The organism is Vagococcus sp. WN89Y (assembly GCF_052220145.1).
Taxonomy (GTDB): domain Bacteria; phylum Pseudomonadota; class Gammaproteobacteria; order Enterobacterales; family Enterobacteriaceae; genus Kosakonia.
Map to the genome: position 1 here is coordinate 74,747 of NZ_JBQPOM010000002.1, position 18,093 is coordinate 92,839.

At 53.3% G+C, this 18,093-nt stretch carries 18 protein-coding genes, 2 tRNA genes and 1 other RNA gene; 3 read left to right on the plus strand and 18 right to left on the minus strand.

The window, feature by feature from the left end:
* Nucleotides 1–11: 11 nt before the first annotated feature.
* Nucleotides 12–749, minus strand: coding sequence for a phosphatase (locus tag ACTU3N_RS00510; RefSeq protein WP_443084206.1), 738 nt, complete (start codon nucleotides 747–749; stop codon nucleotides 12–14).
* Between the two features lie 83 nt (nucleotides 750–832).
* A complete protein-coding gene (ghrA, locus tag ACTU3N_RS00515; protein ID WP_443084207.1) occupies nucleotides 833–1,771 on the minus strand; it encodes a glyoxylate/hydroxypyruvate reductase GhrA in 939 nt (312 codons plus the stop codon).
* 262 nt (nucleotides 1,772–2,033) lie between these two features.
* Between ghrA and ACTU3N_RS00520 the strand changes: the two genes are divergently transcribed.
* The 3 genes from ACTU3N_RS00520 (at nucleotide 2,034) to ACTU3N_RS00530 (ending at nucleotide 2,639) form a co-directional block, all read left to right on the plus strand.
* A tRNA-Ser gene (locus ACTU3N_RS00520) sits at nucleotides 2,034–2,121 on the plus strand.
* Nucleotides 2,122–2,370: 249 nt separating this feature from the next.
* A tRNA-Ser gene (locus tag ACTU3N_RS00525) sits at nucleotides 2,371–2,458 on the plus strand.
* 45 nt (nucleotides 2,459–2,503) lie between these two features.
* A non-coding RNA gene (locus ACTU3N_RS00530) (RtT sRNA) lies at nucleotides 2,504–2,639 on the plus strand.
* Nucleotides 2,640–3,122: 483 nt separating this feature from the next.
* Here ACTU3N_RS00530 and ACTU3N_RS00535 read toward each other — a convergent pair.
* From ACTU3N_RS00535 to aepX, 16 genes are all read right to left on the minus strand, one after another.
* A complete protein-coding gene (locus tag ACTU3N_RS00535) occupies nucleotides 3,123–3,821 on the minus strand; it encodes a hypothetical protein (RefSeq protein WP_443084208.1) in 699 nt (232 codons plus the stop codon).
* Between the two features lie 179 nt (nucleotides 3,822–4,000).
* Nucleotides 4,001–5,065, minus strand: coding sequence for a phosphate starvation-inducible protein PhoH (gene phoH, locus ACTU3N_RS00540; protein WP_443084209.1), 1,065 nt, complete (start codon nucleotides 5,063–5,065; stop codon nucleotides 4,001–4,003).
* 264 nt (nucleotides 5,066–5,329) lie between these two features.
* Nucleotides 5,330–6,613, minus strand: coding sequence for an iron uptake transporter deferrochelatase/peroxidase subunit (efeB, locus tag ACTU3N_RS00545; RefSeq protein ID WP_443084210.1), 1,284 nt, complete (start codon nucleotides 6,611–6,613; stop codon nucleotides 5,330–5,332).
* 4 nt (nucleotides 6,614–6,617) lie between these two features.
* Nucleotides 6,618–7,745 (minus strand): iron uptake system protein EfeO, encoded by a 1,128-nt coding sequence (gene efeO, locus ACTU3N_RS00550; protein ID WP_443084211.1) that lies wholly within the window; start codon nucleotides 7,743–7,745, stop codon nucleotides 6,618–6,620.
* A 44-nt stretch (nucleotides 7,746–7,789) separates the two neighbouring features.
* Nucleotides 7,790–8,623 carry an iron uptake transporter permease EfeU gene (gene efeU / locus ACTU3N_RS00555; protein WP_443084212.1) on the minus strand — a complete coding sequence of 278 codons (834 nt, stop codon included), beginning with the start codon at nucleotides 8,621–8,623 and terminating at the stop codon, nucleotides 7,790–7,792.
* Nucleotides 8,624–8,801: 178 nt separating this feature from the next.
* Nucleotides 8,802–9,341 carry a ribose 1,5-bisphosphokinase gene (gene phnN, locus ACTU3N_RS00560; protein WP_443084213.1) on the minus strand — a complete coding sequence of 180 codons (540 nt, stop codon included), beginning with the start codon at nucleotides 9,339–9,341 and terminating at the stop codon, nucleotides 8,802–8,804.
* A 1-nt stretch (nucleotide 9,342) separates the two neighbouring features.
* Nucleotides 9,343–10,479 carry an alpha-D-ribose 1-methylphosphonate 5-triphosphate diphosphatase gene (gene phnM, locus ACTU3N_RS00565; protein WP_443084214.1) on the minus strand — a complete coding sequence of 379 codons (1,137 nt, stop codon included), beginning with the start codon at nucleotides 10,477–10,479 and terminating at the stop codon, nucleotides 9,343–9,345.
* On the minus strand, nucleotides 10,469–11,185 hold the full coding sequence (gene phnL / locus ACTU3N_RS00570; RefSeq protein WP_443084215.1) for a phosphonate C-P lyase system protein PhnL: 717 nt from the start codon (nucleotides 11,183–11,185) through the stop codon (nucleotides 10,469–10,471). Before phnL ends, phnM begins: the two co-directional genes overlap by 11 nt.
* A gap of 26 nt (nucleotides 11,186–11,211) precedes the next feature.
* Nucleotides 11,212–12,000, minus strand: a complete 789-nt coding sequence (gene phnK / locus ACTU3N_RS00575) for a phosphonate C-P lyase system protein PhnK (protein ID WP_443084216.1) — start codon at nucleotides 11,998–12,000, stop codon at nucleotides 11,212–11,214.
* Entirely contained in the window at nucleotides 11,984–12,856 is an 873-nt protein-coding gene (locus ACTU3N_RS00580; RefSeq protein WP_443084217.1) for an alpha-D-ribose 1-methylphosphonate 5-phosphate C-P-lyase PhnJ, read from the minus strand. Before ACTU3N_RS00580 ends, phnK begins: the two co-directional genes overlap by 17 nt.
* On the minus strand, nucleotides 12,853–13,956 hold the full coding sequence (locus ACTU3N_RS00585) for a carbon-phosphorus lyase complex subunit PhnI (protein WP_443084218.1): 1,104 nt from the start codon (nucleotides 13,954–13,956) through the stop codon (nucleotides 12,853–12,855). The genes ACTU3N_RS00580 and ACTU3N_RS00585 overlap by 4 nt, the downstream gene beginning before the upstream one ends.
* A complete protein-coding gene (gene phnH / locus ACTU3N_RS00590) occupies nucleotides 13,956–14,528 on the minus strand; it encodes a phosphonate C-P lyase system protein PhnH (protein ID WP_443084219.1) in 573 nt (190 codons plus the stop codon). Before phnH ends, ACTU3N_RS00585 begins: the two co-directional genes overlap by 1 nt.
* Nucleotides 14,525–14,974 (minus strand): phosphonate C-P lyase system protein PhnG, encoded by a 450-nt coding sequence (phnG, locus tag ACTU3N_RS00595; protein ID WP_443084220.1) that lies wholly within the window; start codon nucleotides 14,972–14,974, stop codon nucleotides 14,525–14,527. Before phnG ends, phnH begins: the two co-directional genes overlap by 4 nt.
* Nucleotides 14,975–14,989: 15 nt before the next feature.
* Nucleotides 14,990–15,871, minus strand: coding sequence for an NAD(P)-dependent oxidoreductase (locus ACTU3N_RS00600; protein WP_443084221.1), 882 nt, complete (start codon nucleotides 15,869–15,871; stop codon nucleotides 14,990–14,992).
* The gene (aepY, locus tag ACTU3N_RS00605) at nucleotides 15,868–17,049 is read right to left on the minus strand and encodes a phosphonopyruvate decarboxylase (protein WP_443084222.1); all 1,182 of its coding nucleotides are present in this window, start codon (nucleotides 17,047–17,049) and stop codon (nucleotides 15,868–15,870) included. Before aepY ends, ACTU3N_RS00600 begins: the two co-directional genes overlap by 4 nt.
* A gap of 46 nt (nucleotides 17,050–17,095) precedes the next feature.
* Nucleotides 17,096–18,034: a phosphoenolpyruvate mutase gene (gene aepX / locus ACTU3N_RS00610; protein ID WP_443084223.1), complete on the minus strand. Its 939-nt coding sequence runs from the start codon at nucleotides 18,032–18,034 to the stop codon at nucleotides 17,096–17,098.
* Nucleotides 18,035–18,093 lie beyond the last annotated feature (59 nt).

The window sequence follows — 18,093 nt, forward strand, 5'->3', positions numbered from 1 at the left end:
TCCAGTCAGTATTAAAGTTCAGCAAATTCGCTAATGGGTGCCATACCGCGCGCTTCAAGGAAGTTCAGCAGGCGTCGCGGCGACACGTTAAGTATACGATCTTCAGGGAATCCCACGTCATCCAGCACCTTGCGGCACTCGCCAAAATCCCCCAGCGTAAACGCAGTGTGCGAGTCCGACCCCAGTGCCACCCACCCTCCGGCATCACGCACAGCGGCGGCAATCGCCCGGCAGTTCGCCTCACTGCCTTTGCGAGAGTGTATAAAGGAAGAGTTATTGATTTCCAGCGCCACGTTATATTTCGCCGCAGCCTGCGCGATCGCCGGAATATCGACCTCAAATTTTGGATTTCCTGGGTGGCTGATGATGTGAACATGGCCGCTGGACATGGTGGCAATCATCGCCTGCGTATGGGTCGCTTTATCGCTCGGGGCGAAGACCGGCTCGTGAAAACCGGCGATGATAAGATCCAGTGAGCCGAGCATCGGCCCGGTGCAGTCGATTTCACCCTCACGGTTTTTAATATTGGCCTCAATGCCGCGCAAAATACCAACGCCATCGACCAGACGCGGCCAGATACGCATGTTAACAAAGTGCCAGTAATGCGGCGCATCGGCCATGTCCGGCCCATGATCGGTAATAGCAAATAGCCGGATCCCTTTGCGTTTTGCTTCGGCAATATAATCGTGCAATGTGCTGTAAGCGTGGGTGCTGGCGACGGTATGCATATGCAGGTCAACGGGATACATGGCTCACTCCAGTCGTTATTTTTACAAGGATAACAGTTATTGTTCTGCGGTTTAATGACAAAACCCGGCGCGCCGGGTGCGATTCAGTAGCCGCGCACGCAGTCAACCTGCCCGTTTACGGCTTCGCCGCGCTCAAGCTGATTGATTGTGCGCGTAATATAGGCAATCGCTTCTGCCGGGCGCGTGACCGCCGCGACATGAGGGGTCATCACTACGCGCGGGTGCGCCCAGAGGGGATTATCCGCAGGCAAGGGTTCCTGGCTGAAGACATCGAGCATGGCTGCATGCAATTTACCGCTCTCCAGGGCCTGTAACAGATCGCTTTCCACCACATGAACACCGCGTGCCAGATTGATAATATAACTATTATCTGCCAGCTGATTGAGTAGCGAAAGATTGATAATGCCTGCGGTTTCCGGCGTATTGGGCAGCAGGTTGATAAGCACGCGTGTGCCCTGCAAAAACTCGCTCAGCTCATTATTGCCAGCGAAACTGGTGACGCCAGGCACTGTTTTTCGGCTGCGGCTCCAGCAGCGTAGCGGGAAACCCCAGGGACGCAGGCTTTCAGCAACTTTTGCCCCCAAAACGCCAGCCCCCAGGATACCAATCGTAAAATCGTGATGGTGATGTGCTTCCAGTGGCTGCCAGCGGGATTGCTGCTTCAGAACCTGGTAATCATCGAAACGGCGAAACCAGTGCAGCACCTGGCTTACGGCATATTCCTGCATCTGTTGTCCCATCCCTGTATCTTCAAGGCGAAACAGCGGGACAGACTCATGCAGCATGTCAGGATTGTTTTTAAGCTGTTCGAGTATGGCATCAACGCCCGCGCCCAGCGCAAACACGCCCTTCAATTTGCGGCCCCGGAGCATTTCAACCGGAGGCTGCCATACCAGCGCATAATCTGCCGGGGCGTTATCACCCGTCTGCCAGCGGCGCACTTTCGCCTGAGGTAGCGATTTGCTTAACGCGCTCAGCCAGTAATCGTTATCAAATGAGGGGTGATAAAAGATAATTTCCATATCTGCTCCAGAACAGGTTGTGTTGTATCCAATAACTTTACGGATTTATCGTTAAATTTTTCGTCAGTTCAACAGCATAACAAATTATCCTGCGGGACATCGATAAACAGCCGCGCTGAGAAAAAAGACAATTTCAGAACGTTTAAGAAGCAGGTTGCTTGAAGTTTGTCTAATCACGCTAATTTATTGAAAAATGAGATTGACGACGTTACGCGTTTTCCCTAAATTAGCGCCCGTCCCGTCGCTGATGGGAAAACAATGTGGTGAGGTGTCCGAGTGGCTGAAGGAGCACGCCTGGAAAGTGTGTATACGGCAACGTATCGGGGGTTCGAATCCCCCCCTCACCGCCATCATTCGAAGAAGAGCTCGCATTTCTATGCGGGCTTTTTTTTCGCATCGTGCTCACCCAGGGGAGCAGAACCTTCAACCACCGGCGCGTAAATATGCCCACGTCAGAAGCATTCTGTTACTGCAAAAAACAGACATTGCTCATACCTTAATCGAACAGTCTGTAAAGCCGAAATTGTGCTTGACCGTTTCAGTACAACTCCCTATAGTAGCGCCCCGTTGCCCCCAAGTAGCAGGCAACAATACAATGTGGTGAGGTGTCCGAGTGGCTGAAGGAGCACGCCTGGAAAGTGTGTATACGGCAACGTATCGGGGGTTCGAATCCCCCCCTCACCGCCATCATTCGAAGAAGAGCTCGCATTTCTATGCGGGCTTTTTTTTCGCATCGTGCTCACCCAGGGGGGGTGAGAATCCCCGACCGGGGTTCGACAACGGGCTACAGCCCGTTGGACAGATGACGAGCCTGCGAGGAATCTGCCCGCAGGGCGAGCAAAGCGAGTCAATCCCCCCCTCACCGCCATCATTCGAAGAAGAGCTCGCATTTCTATGCGGGCTTTTTTTTCGCATCGTGCTCACCCANCTCACCGCCATCATTCGAAGAAGAGCTCGCATTTCTATGCGGGCTTTTTTTTCGCATCGTGCTCACCCAAGGGGGGTGAAAATCCCCGACCGGGGTTCGACAACGGGCTACAGCCCGTTGGACAGATGACGAGCCTGCGAGGAATCTGCCCGCAGGGCGAGCAAAGCGAGTCAATCCCCCCCTCACCGCCATCATTTAAAGAAGAACTCGCATTTCTATGCGGGCTTTTTTTTCGCATAGTGCTCACCCAGGGGGGAGAACCCCCGACCGGAGGCCGACAACGGGCAAACGAGTCACTTTCCCCTGAACAAAAGCCCCCGCGGTTGCGGGCGTCCCTGCTTGCGTCTTTTTCGCACCGATATAAAAAACCCGCAGATAATAGCGGGCTATAAACAGAGTGCGAATGATTTGTGGCTTCCGCGCTTATTGCAGGAACTCTTCTTTCTTTTTATCAAAATCCTGTAAGCAAGCAGCCATAAAGCGCTGTGTTACCTCGGTAACTTTCTGGTAATTATTCGCTTCCCACTGCGCCAGCGGCGCTTTTACCGGCTCCGGTGTGCAACTTACGCTTGCGTAATCGAATTTGTCCTTCGCGCTATCTTTGCTGCGAAGAATGGTCGTGGAGTAATGCAGCTCGTAGTTTTCGCCGCCGGATAAATTTTCATAGACCAGCATCCAGACGTAGGGGCGAATTTGCAGCGGATGTTGCAACTCTCCGGCGGGTTTGAGTGCGAGCGCTGGTTGCAACGTTTTCCCGATGCCTTCATTGAAAAAAGCCACGGAAGGATTCGGCAACGACGTAATCGGGGTTCCTGCCAGTTGATCCTTGGTAAAACCATTCTCCTGCGCCCCGCCGCTGAGCGTTCCCAAGACAAAGGTCAAAGTTTTTAATGCGACCACTTTGCTGGTATCCGCCCGGGTAATATAACGCAGCGATGTATCGGTGGGCTGGTGGAAATCTGTTTTTAATTGTTCGTAGCTATCAATTTTAAGCGAAGCGCCCTTGTCGGATTTGATCACCTGAGTCTGTACAACCTTTTCCGTCGGTGGTAGCGGCTTATTACTGCACCCTGCCAACATCAGCGATAAAACGAGCGCACTGAGCGTAAAATGAGGTTTCATTTGTCCTGATCCTTACCTGAAAACAATAAATGTCCGACGCTCGCGGCAATCCCGCTCACGCCAGAACACTTATCGGCAAATGAATAGCCGTACTTAATTTAAGGAAAGGCAAATTCCAGGGGGGTGACAAATAAAAACCGGCCTGCCTGGGGCAGACCGGGTTTATGGGATGACAAAAATCAGTCGTACGCTTTCAGGGTTCGTTGACAGAGCGCCGAACGTACGCAATCGTCTTTATTAAAGCGAATCACGCCAATCATCTCATCTTCCTCAAAACGTGCCAGCGCATCGCTCAGCCCTGACTTCACCCCGGCAGGTAAATCACACTGGGTAATATCACCATTGACGATAACGGTCACGTTCTCCCCGAGGCGCGTCAAAAACATCTTCATTTGCGCAGCGGTAACATTCTGAGCCTCATCAAGAATGACGACCGCATTTTCAAAGGTACGTCCACGCATATAGGCGAACGGCGCGATTTCTACCTTACCTATCTCCGGGCGCAGGCAGTATTGCATAAAGGACGCTCCCAGGCGTTTCAAAAGGACGTCATAAACGGGCCGAAAATAGGGAGCGAACTTCTCCGAAATATCGCCGGGTAAGAAGCCAAGATCTTCATCGGCTTGCAGGACCGGTCGGGTGACAATAATCCTCTCCACGTCCTTATGAATCAGAGCTTCCGCCGCTTTCGCAGCACTGATCCACGTTTTCCCGCATCCGGCCTCACCGGTTGCGAAAATCAGTTGCTTGCTCTCAATAGCATTCAGGTAGTGCTCCTGAGCTTCATTGCGCGCCGCAATTGGAGAAGTATCACGGCTGTCCCGCGCCATGCCAATTGCTTCAACGCCACTCATCTGCACAAGCGAGGTGACCGACTCTTCTTCACGTTGTTTATGGCTGCGTGAATCACGTCTCAGCACGCGTTTCGCTTCACGACGAGCTTTGATCACTGCTTTTTGTCTTCCCATGGATAGCACCTTGAGTTGTTGGTTTACATCACACGCGTCTGAGCCGACGCGATTATGCGCACTAACGTTTGAGGGTTGGCTTCCTTGTAAGCCATAGCTTGCCTTGCGAATTGACGCAGCAATGCGACTGGCATCATCGCCTGCTACATCGTTGAAATGGGGAGTGGAAAAAGAGGAGAAAAATTCAGGGGCGTAGAAATCGTTGCCGAAGGTGTCGCCTTCGTGCCGGGTGGTGCGGGGAGGTTTTACGGTAAGCCCCCTGGTGACTTTAACCATCCACGTTCTCCTGCTGACTTCATTACCGCCGGGTCGAGCTTTACTCATAATTACATCAGAGCTTTTCACTAATGCAACATTATTTTTACGAAGCGATAACTTTTAGGACTTCTTATCGGTTAAAAAAGAGTATTGCCAGGGAATATTACAGAAAGATAACAGCGACTTTCTAATAGGAAATAGTGATGGCTGGATGGCAGAAAAAGTATGTCAAAATGCTACAGATAACAGAATATCCTGCCCCGGCGAGGCAGGATAGGATCTTTACGCTTCAAGGAGCGACTGCGCCAGATAGCGATCGGCGTCTTTCACGCCGGGCAAAGCAAAGAAATAACCGCCGCCCACAGGACGCACATACTCCTCCAGCGCCTCGCCATTGAGGCGTTTTTGCACCGTCAGAAAACCTTTTTCCAGATCGTGCTGATAACAGACAAACAATAGCCCCATATCCAGCTGCCCGGAGGGCGTAACCCCCAGCGAATAACTGTAACCTCGCCGCATCATCAGGCTGGATTGTGTTTGCGCCGTGCGTGGATTGGCCAGCCGTATATGACTGTCGAGCGCAATCACTTCACCCTCCGGGTCCTGGCTATAATCCGGCACATCATGCTCATGCTTCATACCGAGCGGTGCGCCCGTCTGCTTGTCACGGCCAAAAATCGTTTGCTGCTCTTTAAGCGGCGTACGATCCCAGAACTCGACGCGAAACTGAATAATGCGTACCGCCTGATAGCTTCCGCCCACCGCCCAGGCTGGCTCCTGCTGGATTTCGCTAACCCAGACAACCTCATCCATCAGCGCTTTATCACTGCTGTCAGGGTTGGCGGTACCATCTTTGAAACCCAGCAAATTTACCGGCGTCTCTTTGCCTTTGCTGCGTGCCGCATGCTCAGAGATAAACCCTTCGCGCTTCCAGCGCACGCTGAGCAAATCAGGCGTGTGCTTGATAATATCGCGCAATGCATGGATCACCGTATCCTGTGTGTTTGCGCAAATTTGCAGCAGCAGGTCGCCGTGACAAAGCGCAGCATCAAGGGAATCATTCGCAAAGCGCAGCATTTTTTGCAGCTTTTTCGGCCTCTGCGCCGCTAAGCCAAAACGCTCATCAAAAAACGATGCGCCAACAGAGACGGTAACCGTCAGGTTGTCCGGTGCGATATACGCCCCAAGAATACCTGAATCCCTCGGCGGCAGGCGCGGGTTTGGTGTATCCGGAGCAGGCCCACCGGCGGTCAGAAAAGCAATGCGCTGTGTCAGTAAACGGAACAGCCGCACAAGATCTGCCTTATCCACCGCCAGGACATCGAACGCCACCAGCATTATCGCAGCCTGCTGAGGCGTTAAAATCCCGGCCTGATGCTCGCCGAGAAACGGTTGTTTTTCCATGCGGGAGTCCGGCGAAAGCGTACCCGGTGCGCTTTGCGTTTTCTCAGCATGGGCAAGCGGGCAACCGCCGGTGAAAACCAGCGCACCGCCAAGCGCGCCCATTCCTTTTAATAAACGACGCCGGGAAGGTTCACTGACGCTGTTGTCATCGGTGCTATTCATAATATCAATCCAGGCCGAGCACGCCGCGCAACTGCGCCAGATCTTCCGCGAGGGTGGTAATCGGCCCTTTCAGCGCATTACGATCCGCATCGGTGAGTTTGTCATAGGTTTCAAAGCCGTTGTTTTGACGGTATTTTGCCAGAATTATGTTTACTTTTTTGAAGTTAGCATCGATCTTCGCCAGCAGATCGGCACGCTTTTGCTGTAGCTGCGGGCGTAACAGGTCAACAATCTTTTGTGCCCCATCGACGTTCGCCTGGAAATCCCACAGATCGGTATGGCTGTAGCGATCTTCTTCGCCGCTGATTTTACTGGCCGCCACTTCTTCTATTAACCCGGCTGCCCCCCCCACCACTTTTGACGGCGGAAAGGCCAGCTCACTGATTCGCGTTTGCAAATCAAGCACATCCTTGTTCAGCTGCCCGGCATAGTCCGCCATACCTTTGGTGCTGTTATCACCAAATAACGCTTTTTCCAGCCGATGGAAGCCGGTGAATTTCGGGTCTGCGGCTTTCAGCTCATAATCGTCTTCACGAGCATCGATACTGCCATCCAGATCGGAGAACAGTTCCGCAATCGGCTCAATACGCTCATAGTACTGGCGCGTTGGCGCATACAGCGCTTTCGCTTTCTCAACATCGCCCGCTTTCACCGCATCAGTAAAAGCCTGGGTGCCGCTAACCAGCTGGGCCGTTTGTTGCGTAACATACTCTTTATAAGCCGTGATGGCGTCGCCCAGGCTCAATAACGCCTCGCCTTTTTCCGCGTCAGCGGTCGCTTTACCTTTTACAGTCAGCGTGCCTTTGGGATTAGTGAGCAAGCCGCAGGTCATCTCATATTCACCAGGCTGAAGATTAGCGGTCAGTTTCTGGCTAAAACCCGGCGCAATATTCTCACGCTCTTCCACGACCATAACGCCTTTGAGAATTTCCCACTCCAGCGCTTTCTGGCTGTGGTTAAGAATAATAAATTGCGTTTTACCTGCCTGTACCGTCAGGTTCATCGGATCACACTGTTTGTCTGTTACCGTGACTTTAACTTGCGGGATCTCAGCCGCCTGTGCAGCAAAAGCGCCAGACAGAAGCCCTGCCAAACCAAGCTGGATAGCACTACGCCGAAAATGAATAGCCATAACTTTTCCCTTCAATAAGTATGTTGTAACTAAGATGCGCAGATTCAGGGTGCCGCCCGGGAAGGCAACGAGCCTGGACGCGCTGGTAGTGCAAACAGCACCAGCGCCGGAACCAAATAAAGAAGCCAAACACACACTTCACTGACGCTGGGCGTTTCCTGATAACCGAAAATCCCTTCAAGTAGCGTGCCGGTTAATGAATGGGTGGTTAACACATCACTGAGATCGAAAGCGATAGCCTGGAAGTGATTCCACAGACCGGCTTCATGAAATGCGCGGATCGCTCCGGCCGCCAGACCCGCCGCCACGAACAAAATAAACAGGCTGGTCCATTTGAAAAAAGCGGCAAGATTCAGGCGAATGCCGCCCCAGTAGAGCAGAAAGCCCAGCACGACAGCACTGGCCAGGCCCAGCATAGCGCCAATAGGCGGCCAGATGCCCACATCTTGCTGGAACGCGGCAAGGAGGAAAAATACGGACTCCAGCCCCTCGCGCGCAACGGCAAAAAACACCATGATGATTAATGCCCAGCCGTGACTCCCCTTGCGCGCCAGCGCAGTGTCCACCGCCTGCTCCAGCTGCGCTTTAACGTTACGCGACACTTTACGCATCCAGAACACCATCCAGCTCAGGATAACCACCGCAATCACCGCGATAATGCCTTCGAACAGCTCCTGCTCTTTTTGCGGGAATTCGCCGGTGGTTTCATTGATGGCGATGCCCAGCGCCAGACAGAGCGCGGCGGCAAGAAGAACGCCCGCCCACATAGCGCCCATCCAGCGCCCGCGTTGGGTTCGTTTCAGGTAACTGGCTATCAGACTGACGATCAGCGCCGCTTCAAGGCCTTCACGCAACATAATAAGAAAAGGAACAAACATGTAAGGCCCCTAATGTCATGCACAGTCAACAGTTGCAAAGAAGAGTAAATTACAATGATAGTGATTATCATTACGCACCAGGGAAACTCAAGTGAAATATCTGAAAAATGATAAGCAGATGTAAAATGTTGCGCGGGCAATCATTTGCCGCACGAGGGAACCCCGCGCAGGCGGTGAATTACTGTTTAATAATTGACTGGAATGCGGCCAGCGTTTCGGTTAACGCGCCGTCATTAGCCAGTAAAATGCAGTCATCCGGCAGCCGACACTCAACCTGCTGCGCACGCTGCATACGCTCGGCAATTTGTTGGGCGTTTTCCCGCCCCCTGGCGACCAGCCGCTGTTGCAACGTCGCAGCAGACACCGTCAGGCAGACGGGCACGAAGGTGTGCGTATAACGCAGCCGGGCCTGCTCCAGATAGGCGCGTGAGCCATTAACGATAACTTTCAGCCCCTGCGCCAGCCAGCAGTCAATTTCCACACCTATTGCGTAATCACAGTGATGCGCCCGCCAGTGCAGGGCAAAAAGATGGTGCTGTAAGCGCCATGCGAACTCTGGCGGCGCGAGCGCGATATGATTTTCACCGGGCGACGGAGGCCGGGTAATATAGCGATGCGCGACCAGCACCTCCTGCGGGCAGGCCTTACGTACCGCGCTGAGCAAGGCATCTTTCCCGGAACCTGACGGCCCCACCAGGTAAATCAATGCGCCAGACATATCAGTAAACCCGAATCCCGCGCCGCCATACCCGCTTTAGTTCAAGCCGGGAAGGATGGCGCTCGACCAGCAGCAAATCTGCCCGCCGGCCTTCTTCAATGCATCCCCGGTCATGCAGCCCCAGCGCTGCGGCGGGATTATGACTGACCAGCGCCACGGCTTGCGCGAGGTTCAGGGAATTTCGCTCATCTTCATGCATGATAAACGCAGATTCAAGCAAACTTGCCGGGTAGTAATCAGAAGAGAGGATATCCAGGCAGCCCAGCGCGGCCAGGTGATGTGCGGCCACGTTACCCGAATGCGAGCCGCCACACACCACGTTCGGCGCGCCCATCAGCACGCGCATGCCAAACTGCTGAGCAGCCTTCGCTGCGGCTTCGGTTGTCGGAAACTCCGCAATGCTGCCACCCTGTTGATAGGTCTGTTCAACATGCTCGAACGCCGCATCATCATGGCTTGCCATCGTCAGTTTCTTTGCTCTACACAACTGCACAATTGCTGCCCGGTTGGGTTGCGACCAGCGCAGCGAACCCGCCAGTTGCTCCTGCTCGAAGGCCGTCATTTGCGTGTCGTTAAGCTGATATTTACCTTTGTAGTACTGATAATATTTTTCCCGCGATGCAAACTGCCGCTGACCGGGTGAATGATCCATTAGCGACACCAGCGACACCAGCGGGAAATTCGCCAGCTGTTCAAACAACCCCAGCGTATCCTTGTGCGGCAACTCGCAGCGTAAATGGATAAAATGATCGGCGCGGTTGGCTTGCGCCTGCTGGCTGGCAATCACCGTATCAATAAGATGGCGCAACGTGCTGAGCCGGTGGCCGCCATCGCGCACATCGCCAACCGCAATCGCATCAAACACGGTCGTGATCCCGCTGGCGATAATGACAGCGTCATGGTGGCGCATAGCCGCCATCGCAGGCCACGCCACGCCCGGGCGCGGCGTAAAACATTTATCAAGATTATCGGTATGCAGCTCCACCAGCCCCGGTAACAGCAAGGCGTCTTCACCGTCCAGCGCGCCGGGATGGCGACTCAACGAATCACTGATGTGATGAATAACGCCCTGGCGTATCTCCAGCGATCCGTGGACGACGTCATCGCGTAGCACCATGCGTACATTATTAATGATCATCCTGCGCTCCCTGCCTGCCTGCTTCGCAGGTCATCTCGTAGTGACGTTCGGCAACCGCCCGCCGCACTTCTTCGTCGTGAAAAATGCCGACAATCGCGCTACCGCGTGCTTTTGCTTCGTTAATCAACTGCACGACAACGTTGCGATTGCCCTTATCCAGCGAGGCGGTCGGCTCATCAAGTAATAACACCGGATAGTCTGCTATCAGGCCGCGTGCCAGGTTGATGCGCTGCTGCTCACCGCCGGAAAATGTGGCGGGCGCCAGTGACCACAGGCGTTCGGGCACATGCAGGCGCGTCAGCAAATCGCCCGCCAGGCCTACACTCTTCTGGCGCGCTACGCCACGCTCCAGTAAGGGCTGAATAACAATGTCCAGCGTGCTGACGCGCGGAATAACATGTAAAAACTGGCTCACCCAACCCAGGGTATGGCGACGTAACGCGAGGATGTGGCGCGCGTCGGCGCAGACAATATCGACCGGCTCGCCGCAATGACGAACCCATATTTTCCCGCTATCAGGCAGGTAGTTACCGTATAACGAGCGCAGGAGCGTGGATTTCCCGCTGCCGGAGTGGCCATTTAGCGCCACGCACTCCCCGCTTTCGAGGCGTAAATTCACATCATGAAACACCGGTAAACGGGTGCGGTTTTGATGGTGGAGAATAAAGGTTTTGCTGATATTTTCCGTGCGTAATGGCGTGTGCATCCTGTCATTTCCCGAAGTAAAAAGATTTACAAAATGGAGGAGACCAGCAGTTGCGTGTAGGGATGGTGCGGGTCATCAAGCACCCGGTCCGTCAGACCTTGCTCAACCACTACACCTTGCTGCATCACCATCAGACGATGGGATAAAAGGCGCGCAACGCCAAGATCGTGGGTGACGATAATGACGGCCAGCTGCATATCCCGCACCAGCGTGCGCAGAAGATCGAGTAACGTTGCCTGTACCGATACATCCAGCCCGCCAGTTGGTTCGTCCATGAACATTAACCGTGGTGATGTCACCAGGTTGCGGGCTATCTGCAATCGTTGCTGCATGCCCCCCGAAAATGTTGTCGGTAAATCATCCAGCCGCGATGGCGGCAACTCCACGTTTTGCATCCATTTCGCCGCCTGTTCGCGTAATTTCCCGTAGTGTTTCTCACCGAGAGCCATTAACCGCTCGCTGATATTGCCGCCCGCCGACACAGAAGGCCGCAACCCACACAGCGGCTGCTGCCAGACAATCCCCCACTCGGTGCGCAGCAACATCCTGCGCTGGCGCTCGCTTATCTGATAAAGCGCGTGCGGCTGCTGGTGCCTGTCACGATAGATAACCTCGCCTTGCCCCGGCACCAGCCGTGCCGACAGCGCATTCAGCAAGGTGGTTTTACCGGAGCCGGACTCCCCGACGATGCCGAGGACTTCTCCCGGCCAGAGCTTGAACGACACGTTTTCAAACCCCTTGCCGGGCGCATAAAGGTGGGACAGCGCCTGCACCTCCAGCAGCGGCGGTTCAGAAAATTCAGCTATTGGGCACATGCTCCCCCTCCTGCGGCGCTTGCCGCTGCTGGCAATAATCGGTATCGGAGCAGACAAACAGCCTGCTGCCGTTATCATCCATCACCACTTCATCAAGGAAACTGTCGCTGGCACCACATAACGCGCAGGTTTCGTCCCATTGCTGAACACGAAAAGGGTGATCGTCAAAGGCCAGGCTTTCAACCGCGGTATACGGCGGCACAGCATAGATGCGTTTCTCTCTGCCAGCGCCAAACAGTTGCAGGGCGGGCATCATATGCATTTTCGGGTTATCAAATTTAGGAATGGGTGACGGGTCCATCACATAGCGATGGTTCACTATCACCGGATAAGCATAGGTCGTGGCAACCTGCCCGTAGCGGGAAATGTCTTCGTAGAGTTTGACATGCATCACGCCGTACTCTTCCAGCGCATGCATCTTGCGTGTTTCGGTTTCACGCGGCTCGATAAAGCGTAGCGGCTCAGGAATAGGTACCTGAAAAACGATGATTTGCCCCTCATGCAGAGGTGTTTCCGGGATACGATGGCGGGTCTGGATAAGCGTTGCCTCCGTCGTGCGCTCCGTGGTTTGCACCAGTGCCACCGTGCGGAAAAACGCCCGAATTGAGACAGCATTGGTGGTGTCATCTGAGCCCTGATCTATCACTTTCAGCACATCATCCGGGCCAATGATACTGGCGGTTATCTGGATGCCGCCGGTTCCCCACCCATAGGGCATCGGCATCTCCCGGCTGCTAAACGGTATTTGATGACCTGGAATCGCGATAGCTTTAATGATGGCGCGGCGGATCATGCCTTTCGTCACCTCATCCAGCCAGGCGTAGTTATAAAGTGGTTCGTGGTTAAGCGCCGTCATGATTTGTCCTCCGCGTTCGGGAAACTGGCCTGGCGAAGTTTTTTCAAAAGCTCCAGCTCGGACTGAAAATCCACATAGTGAGGCAGTTTGAGATGCGAGATAAACCCGGCGGCTTCGACATTATCCGCATGGGAAAGCACAAACTCTTCATCCTGCGCAGGCCCGCTAATCTCTTCCTGATACTCCCCGGCGCGCAGCGCGCGATCGATTAACGCCACGCTAATCGCTTTGCGCTCCGCCCGGCCAAAGGCCATGCCGTAACCACGCGTAAAACCCGGCGGCGTATCCTGAGGTTTAATAAACCCGTTCACCGTTTCGCATTCCGTGAGCAGCACGTCGCCAATTTCAAGGGTAAAACCGGTCTCCTCAGCGTCTAATTCCACGGTGACATAGCCGGTTCGGATTTCAGCAACAAAGGGGTGATTGCGCCCAAAGCCCCGCTGCGTTGAGTAGCCCAGCGATAACAGAAACCCTTCGTCAGCCCGCAGTAACTGCTGTAAACGCGCACTTCGCGGCGCCGGGTATTGCGGCGGTGTAACGGTAATATCGGCAGGCTCCGGATCGTCTTGTGCCTGTGGCAGCACCAGATGAAGCTTTTCTAAAAATGCAAAAGCGTGTGGGGTGTCCTGCGCCGGTGCTAGCTCTTGTGCCGTTTCTGGTGGCGTTTCTTGTGGTGATGGTGGCGAGTGGCCTGCGGCAAGTAATGAAAAATCCAGCAGGCGATGGGTGTAATCATAGGTCGGCCCAAGCAGTTGCCCGCCTGGTAAGTCTTTAAAAATCGCCGATATTCTGCGTTCAGGCCGCATAGTGTTGGTATTGAGTGGTCGCGACGTTCCCCAGCGCGGTAGCGTCGAGCGGTAGGCGCGCAGCAGAAATATCGCTTCCACTAAATCGCCGCTGGCTTGTTTGATCGCCAGGGCTGCCAGTTGCCTGTCATAAATATTCCCTTCGGTCATCACCCGGTCCACGGCTAAACCGAGCTGCTGCTCAATCTGTTCGCAACCCAGCTCAGGAATATGCGTGTCTCCACGGCGCAGGCGAGCCTGGAGCTGATGGGCGGCGGCTATCGCTTTTTCGCCGCCTTTTACGGCTACGTACATCAGCACTCCTCCACTTGTGTCGTTCGGGGAATGGCAAGTAACTTTTTCCCGTAGGTGAAAAAGAAATCCAGGCCCATCGGGAAGGAGTGCGGCCTTTTGCAAAGGTATTTAATGACGCGCCGTGGCAGGAGTGGTGAGATAATACGGTGCGTTTTAATTCCCGGCCCCTGGAGTTTTAAACACTTTCCATCGTGCATACTCTCCAGCTCAAGGATAATAATGGCTGACTTTTCCGGTTCTATTTCGCTGCCGCAGGATAAGCTCATTAAATCATGATTAAACCCGCGCGCGCTTAATAACGCAAAATAGGCCTGACCGATCTCTTTTGTCACCGGCACATTCGTGTGCAGGCATAATGTTTTTAATAACAGCGGATTGTCGATACTCTCGCTAATAAAGAGCGGTGTTTTATTGCTGGCAAGCGTAAGTAATGTTGAGGCGGTCGCCAGCGTCGTACAATTAAACCCGGAAACTTTGGGCAGGGTAACTAATACCCCCGGCTCACTGATAGCTTTTACGATTCTGCGAAAACTGCACTGGGAATTAAAGACGGTGACACTGGAAGCCGTCATTGATCTTCTCCCCTGACCAAATTATAAAAATTCACTTTGCTCGGCGCGACGTCCTGCCGCTGTTTCTGCCCTGTTTCCCGCAAACGTTGGGCAAGCGGTTCAATCACCGCCGCGATGATGTGCGCGCAGTACGCTTCTTTTTGTAATAGCGCATCAATAACGGCACACAGCTCCGCTTTGGTTTTATCTCTACCAATAATATAACTGTATCCGACAGTGCCATCGCTCACTTCTACCGCCGCGCGGGTGACAGTCATATCCCCCAGCATAAAGCGCTGACCGCTCACCTCCATACGCCCCTGCAATTGTATCAGACCAATTTGCGTGGGTCGGAGAAGCTTATATTGCTGGCGAAAATCCAGCGCTGCCCAGCGCGATATTATCTCCGTGGCCTGGCTTCGGGCCAATATTGACATCCAGTATTGTCTCTTTTTAATTAAAGACATATCCCCTCCCTGAAATTACCGGTACAACACCTCAGAAAGCCAAGTAAAACAGGCTGTCTGATCTTGTGGCAATGTTGATAGCCTCATCGTTTGTTGATAAACATTGCGGGTATAATCTAAATATGGACTGGCAATCCCGCACGTCTGAAAGAGATGATTAGCAAGCGCTAAATCTTTTAACCGAATATCCAGTGGAACAGAGACGCTACTGTCGGGGTGTAAATAGCGTTGCAGCATCACCTCCATATAGACAGAGCGCCCTCTACCCAGTAATAAAGCCTGCTGCACCATTTCAGCAGAAAGCCCTAATCTCTGGGTTGCAAGAATGGCTTCAGCCGCAATTACCAGATGCAGCGCTTCACAATAATTATTGAGAACTTTCATCGCTTGCGCTGCCCGGTTATCATCCAGCTGCACGCTATTTGCGGCCATGCAGTTAATCACCGGAATAATTCGGTCTTTAAAATCTGCGGGTATTTTCCCGACCCATGCGGCAAGCGCCCCCGCTTTTGCCCCTTCAGGCCCGCCCGACACCGGACACTCGGTATAAGATGCGCCCAGGCTCTGGAAATATGCCTCCAGCCGCTCACTTTCCTGGGGGCCGACGGTACTGATATTAAGGATAACCGGGTGCGTTTGCGCCACCTTGCGTTCAATATCAGCATCACAAAATAGCGCGCGGATAGAGTGTGCATCCGTCACGCATAAAAGGATGACCGGAAACGGTGCAATAAATAATTCACTGAATGCGCGTACCGCAACGCTGCGTTGCTGCGCAATATCGCGTGCTTTCTGAAAGGTGCGGTTATACAGGCTCAGGCTGTAGCCACTCGCCAGTAAACGTAAGGCGAGCGCTTTTCCTAACGTCCCGGTGCCCACAAGTGCGAGGTGCTTCATACGTAGCCCTCCTCCCTTGCCCTTGTGCTCTGTTCAGTGCTGGTTGCCAGAAACGACATAAATTGATGGCGGTTTTCTTGCGGCGTCGCGGCAGGTCGGCCCAGCTCGCTGCGGTGGCCTGGCCGACATTTCACCTCAATAAACTGGCTATCATCGCCCGCCAGCGCCGCGCGCAATGCGTCCTGAAACTGCCCAAGCGTCAGTGCCACATTAACCTGCCGATAACCGCTGGCGGCGGCTATCAGCGCAAGATCGAGACCGCTCGCCGCCGTCGCCTGCCCGCCGACCGATTCATGGGCCCCATTATTAATAACGATATGAATCAGCGAGCGGGATTGCGCGCAGTTCGTCAATCCCCCCATATGCATCAGGGCGGCCCCGTCGCCATCCAGGCAAACAACCTTTCGCTGCGGTTGCCCGTAGCAGATGCCCAGGGCTATCTGGCTGGCTAACCCCATCCCTCCCACGGTCAAAAAATCCCGCTCATGGGTTTCATGACGTTTCTCGCGTAATTCGTAAAGTTCGCGCGAGAGCATACCGGTGGTACTGATAACCGGCACCGCTTGCGGTAAGAGTTTCAGACAAGCTTCCACGATCCCTTCACGTAAAGGATACGGGTTTGTCGGCGCGGGTATCGCAGGATGCCGATGCGGGGAAAAGGTTTTTCGGCGGATGACCAGCGCCACCGGATGTTTTTCTGCTCGCGCCTTGTCTAATAATCCACGAATCTGCTGACAGGGTATTTCATTCTCGCCATCAATAATGCACCAGGGGATATTCATCACATCCAGCTGTGCCAGCGTGACCTGCCCTTGCAGACGATGCTGTGGTTCATCAGAAACCTGCTCGCCATCGGGCAATATTTCGCCGCGCCACCCGACAATCAGCAACAAAGGGATGCCGTAAACCACGTTGGCGGCCAGAGAACACACCGGGTTTACCACATTACCCAGTCCCGAATTCTGTAAATAAATAGCGGGAAGCGTATTGGTCGCCAGGTGATATCCCATGGCAATGCCGACGGCAGCGCCTTCATTGCACGCGGTCTGGTGCCCGGCAACCTGTGGATTTACCAGAATGGCCTGGCATAACTCTTTTAATAATGAATCCGGGACGCCGCTAAAAAATACCACGCCCTGGCGGGTCAGGAAGTCCAGAAAATCATCCGGGTCAATCATAAACAATGCTCCTTGTCAGGTTTAATGAATTTAATCTGCTGCGGGGTCAAGGCGCGCCATCAATAAGATCGAGGATATCCTTAATGGACATACATTTATCCTCTACCTCTAATGTTCTGCCGTTTTTAAGGATCTCAGGTAAAATAGACTTCATGGCCGGATACGCCGCCCGTAACATATGATTTGCGTAGATCACGATATTAAATCCGCAGGCCACCAGCTTATCGAAAGTAATATCATTGAAACTGGTTGGCACACAGACAAGGGGAATGTTGGGGTAATGCTGGCGGAATATTTTCGCGAAAGCGATGATTTCATCAGGGCTATTTCTGCGACTGTGAATCATTACCCCGTCAGCACCTGCATCAACATATTGTAGCGCGCGATTGACGGCATCAGGCATTCCTGCTTCCAGGATCAGACTTTCAATTCTCGCTATTAACATAAAATCTTCAGTAAGTTGCGATTTCTTTGCCGTCGCAATTTTTTCACAAAAGTCTTCACGCGTTGCCTGGGTTTGTTTGACATCATTTCCAAATAAAGAATTGCGTTTCAGTCCGGTTTTATCTTCGATTATCATTGCTGATATTCCAAGATTCTCAGCGGCGCGAACTTTATGGGCAATATGTTCAGTTTTGCCACCGGTATCGCCATCGAAAATCAGCGGCCGGGTGGTCACATCAAATATCTCAGCAACGGCATTTAAACGATGCCCGAAATCAAGTAACTCGGTGTCGGGTTTGCCACGCAGTGCCGAATCGGTTAATGAACTCGACCAGAATGCATCAAATTGATGATGCGTGTTTTCATCTTCATAAACAGCCTGCTCGACAAGCAGCGCCGACAAAGGGCTGTGGGCTTCCATTACGCGAATACCGGATTGCTCTTTAAGTAATCGCTTAAGTGCACCCAGCCGTAAGCCTGGTGTGCATCCTTTATTTATCTCTTCGATGTTATGCGTAAAATGAGAGGCAGAACTCGCCATACCGCTATCTCCTTATTCCTTGGAATCCTTATTTCATTTCTTTTAATGCGCGGTAAACG

What these genes read in the sequence shown, in the direction of transcription:
- aepY (WP_443084222.1), bottom strand. Translation starts at nt 17,049, where the DNA reads ATGATTGACCCGGATGATTTTCTGGACTTCCTGACCCGCCAGGGCGTG.
- efeU (WP_443084212.1), bottom strand. Translation starts at nt 8,623, where the DNA reads ATGTTTGTTCCTTTTCTTATTATGTTGCGTGAAGGCCTTGAAGCGGCG.
- phnH (WP_443084219.1), bottom strand. Translation starts at nt 14,528, where the DNA reads ATGACGGCTTCCAGTGTCACCGTCTTTAATTCCCAGTGCAGTTTTCGC.
- phnK (WP_443084216.1), bottom strand. Translation starts at nt 12,000, where the DNA reads ATGTGCCCAATAGCTGAATTTTCTGAACCGCCGCTGCTGGAGGTGCAG.
- ACTU3N_RS00585 (WP_443084218.1), bottom strand. Translation starts at nt 13,956, where the DNA reads ATGTACGTAGCCGTAAAAGGCGGCGAAAAAGCGATAGCCGCCGCCCAT.
- aepX (WP_443084223.1), bottom strand. Translation starts at nt 18,034, where the DNA reads ATGGCGAGTTCTGCCTCTCATTTTACGCATAACATCGAAGAGATAAAT.
- ghrA (WP_443084207.1), bottom strand. Translation starts at nt 1,771, where the DNA reads ATGGAAATTATCTTTTATCACCCCTCATTTGATAACGATTACTGGCTG.
- ACTU3N_RS00535 (WP_443084208.1), bottom strand. Translation starts at nt 3,821, where the DNA reads ATGAAACCTCATTTTACGCTCAGTGCGCTCGTTTTATCGCTGATGTTG.
- ACTU3N_RS00600 (WP_443084221.1), bottom strand. Translation starts at nt 15,871, where the DNA reads ATGAAGCACCTCGCACTTGTGGGCACCGGGACGTTAGGAAAAGCGCTC.
- phnL (WP_443084215.1), bottom strand. Translation starts at nt 11,185, where the DNA reads ATGCACACGCCATTACGCACGGAAAATATCAGCAAAACCTTTATTCTC.
- ACTU3N_RS00580 (WP_443084217.1), bottom strand. Translation starts at nt 12,856, where the DNA reads ATGACGGCGCTTAACCACGAACCACTTTATAACTACGCCTGGCTGGAT.
- efeB (WP_443084210.1), bottom strand. Translation starts at nt 6,613, where the DNA reads ATGAATAGCACCGATGACAACAGCGTCAGTGAACCTTCCCGGCGTCGT.
- ACTU3N_RS00510 (WP_443084206.1), bottom strand. Translation starts at nt 749, where the DNA reads ATGTATCCCGTTGACCTGCATATGCATACCGTCGCCAGCACCCACGCT.
- phnM (WP_443084214.1), bottom strand. Translation starts at nt 10,479, where the DNA reads ATGATCATTAATAATGTACGCATGGTGCTACGCGATGACGTCGTCCAC.
- phnN (WP_443084213.1), bottom strand. Translation starts at nt 9,341, where the DNA reads ATGTCTGGCGCATTGATTTACCTGGTGGGGCCGTCAGGTTCCGGGAAA.
- phnG (WP_443084220.1), bottom strand. Translation starts at nt 14,974, where the DNA reads ATGTCTTTAATTAAAAAGAGACAATACTGGATGTCAATATTGGCCCGA.
- phoH (WP_443084209.1), bottom strand. Translation starts at nt 5,065, where the DNA reads ATGGTTAAAGTCACCAGGGGGCTTACCGTAAAACCTCCCCGCACCACC.
- efeO (WP_443084211.1), bottom strand. Translation starts at nt 7,745, where the DNA reads ATGGCTATTCATTTTCGGCGTAGTGCTATCCAGCTTGGTTTGGCAGGG.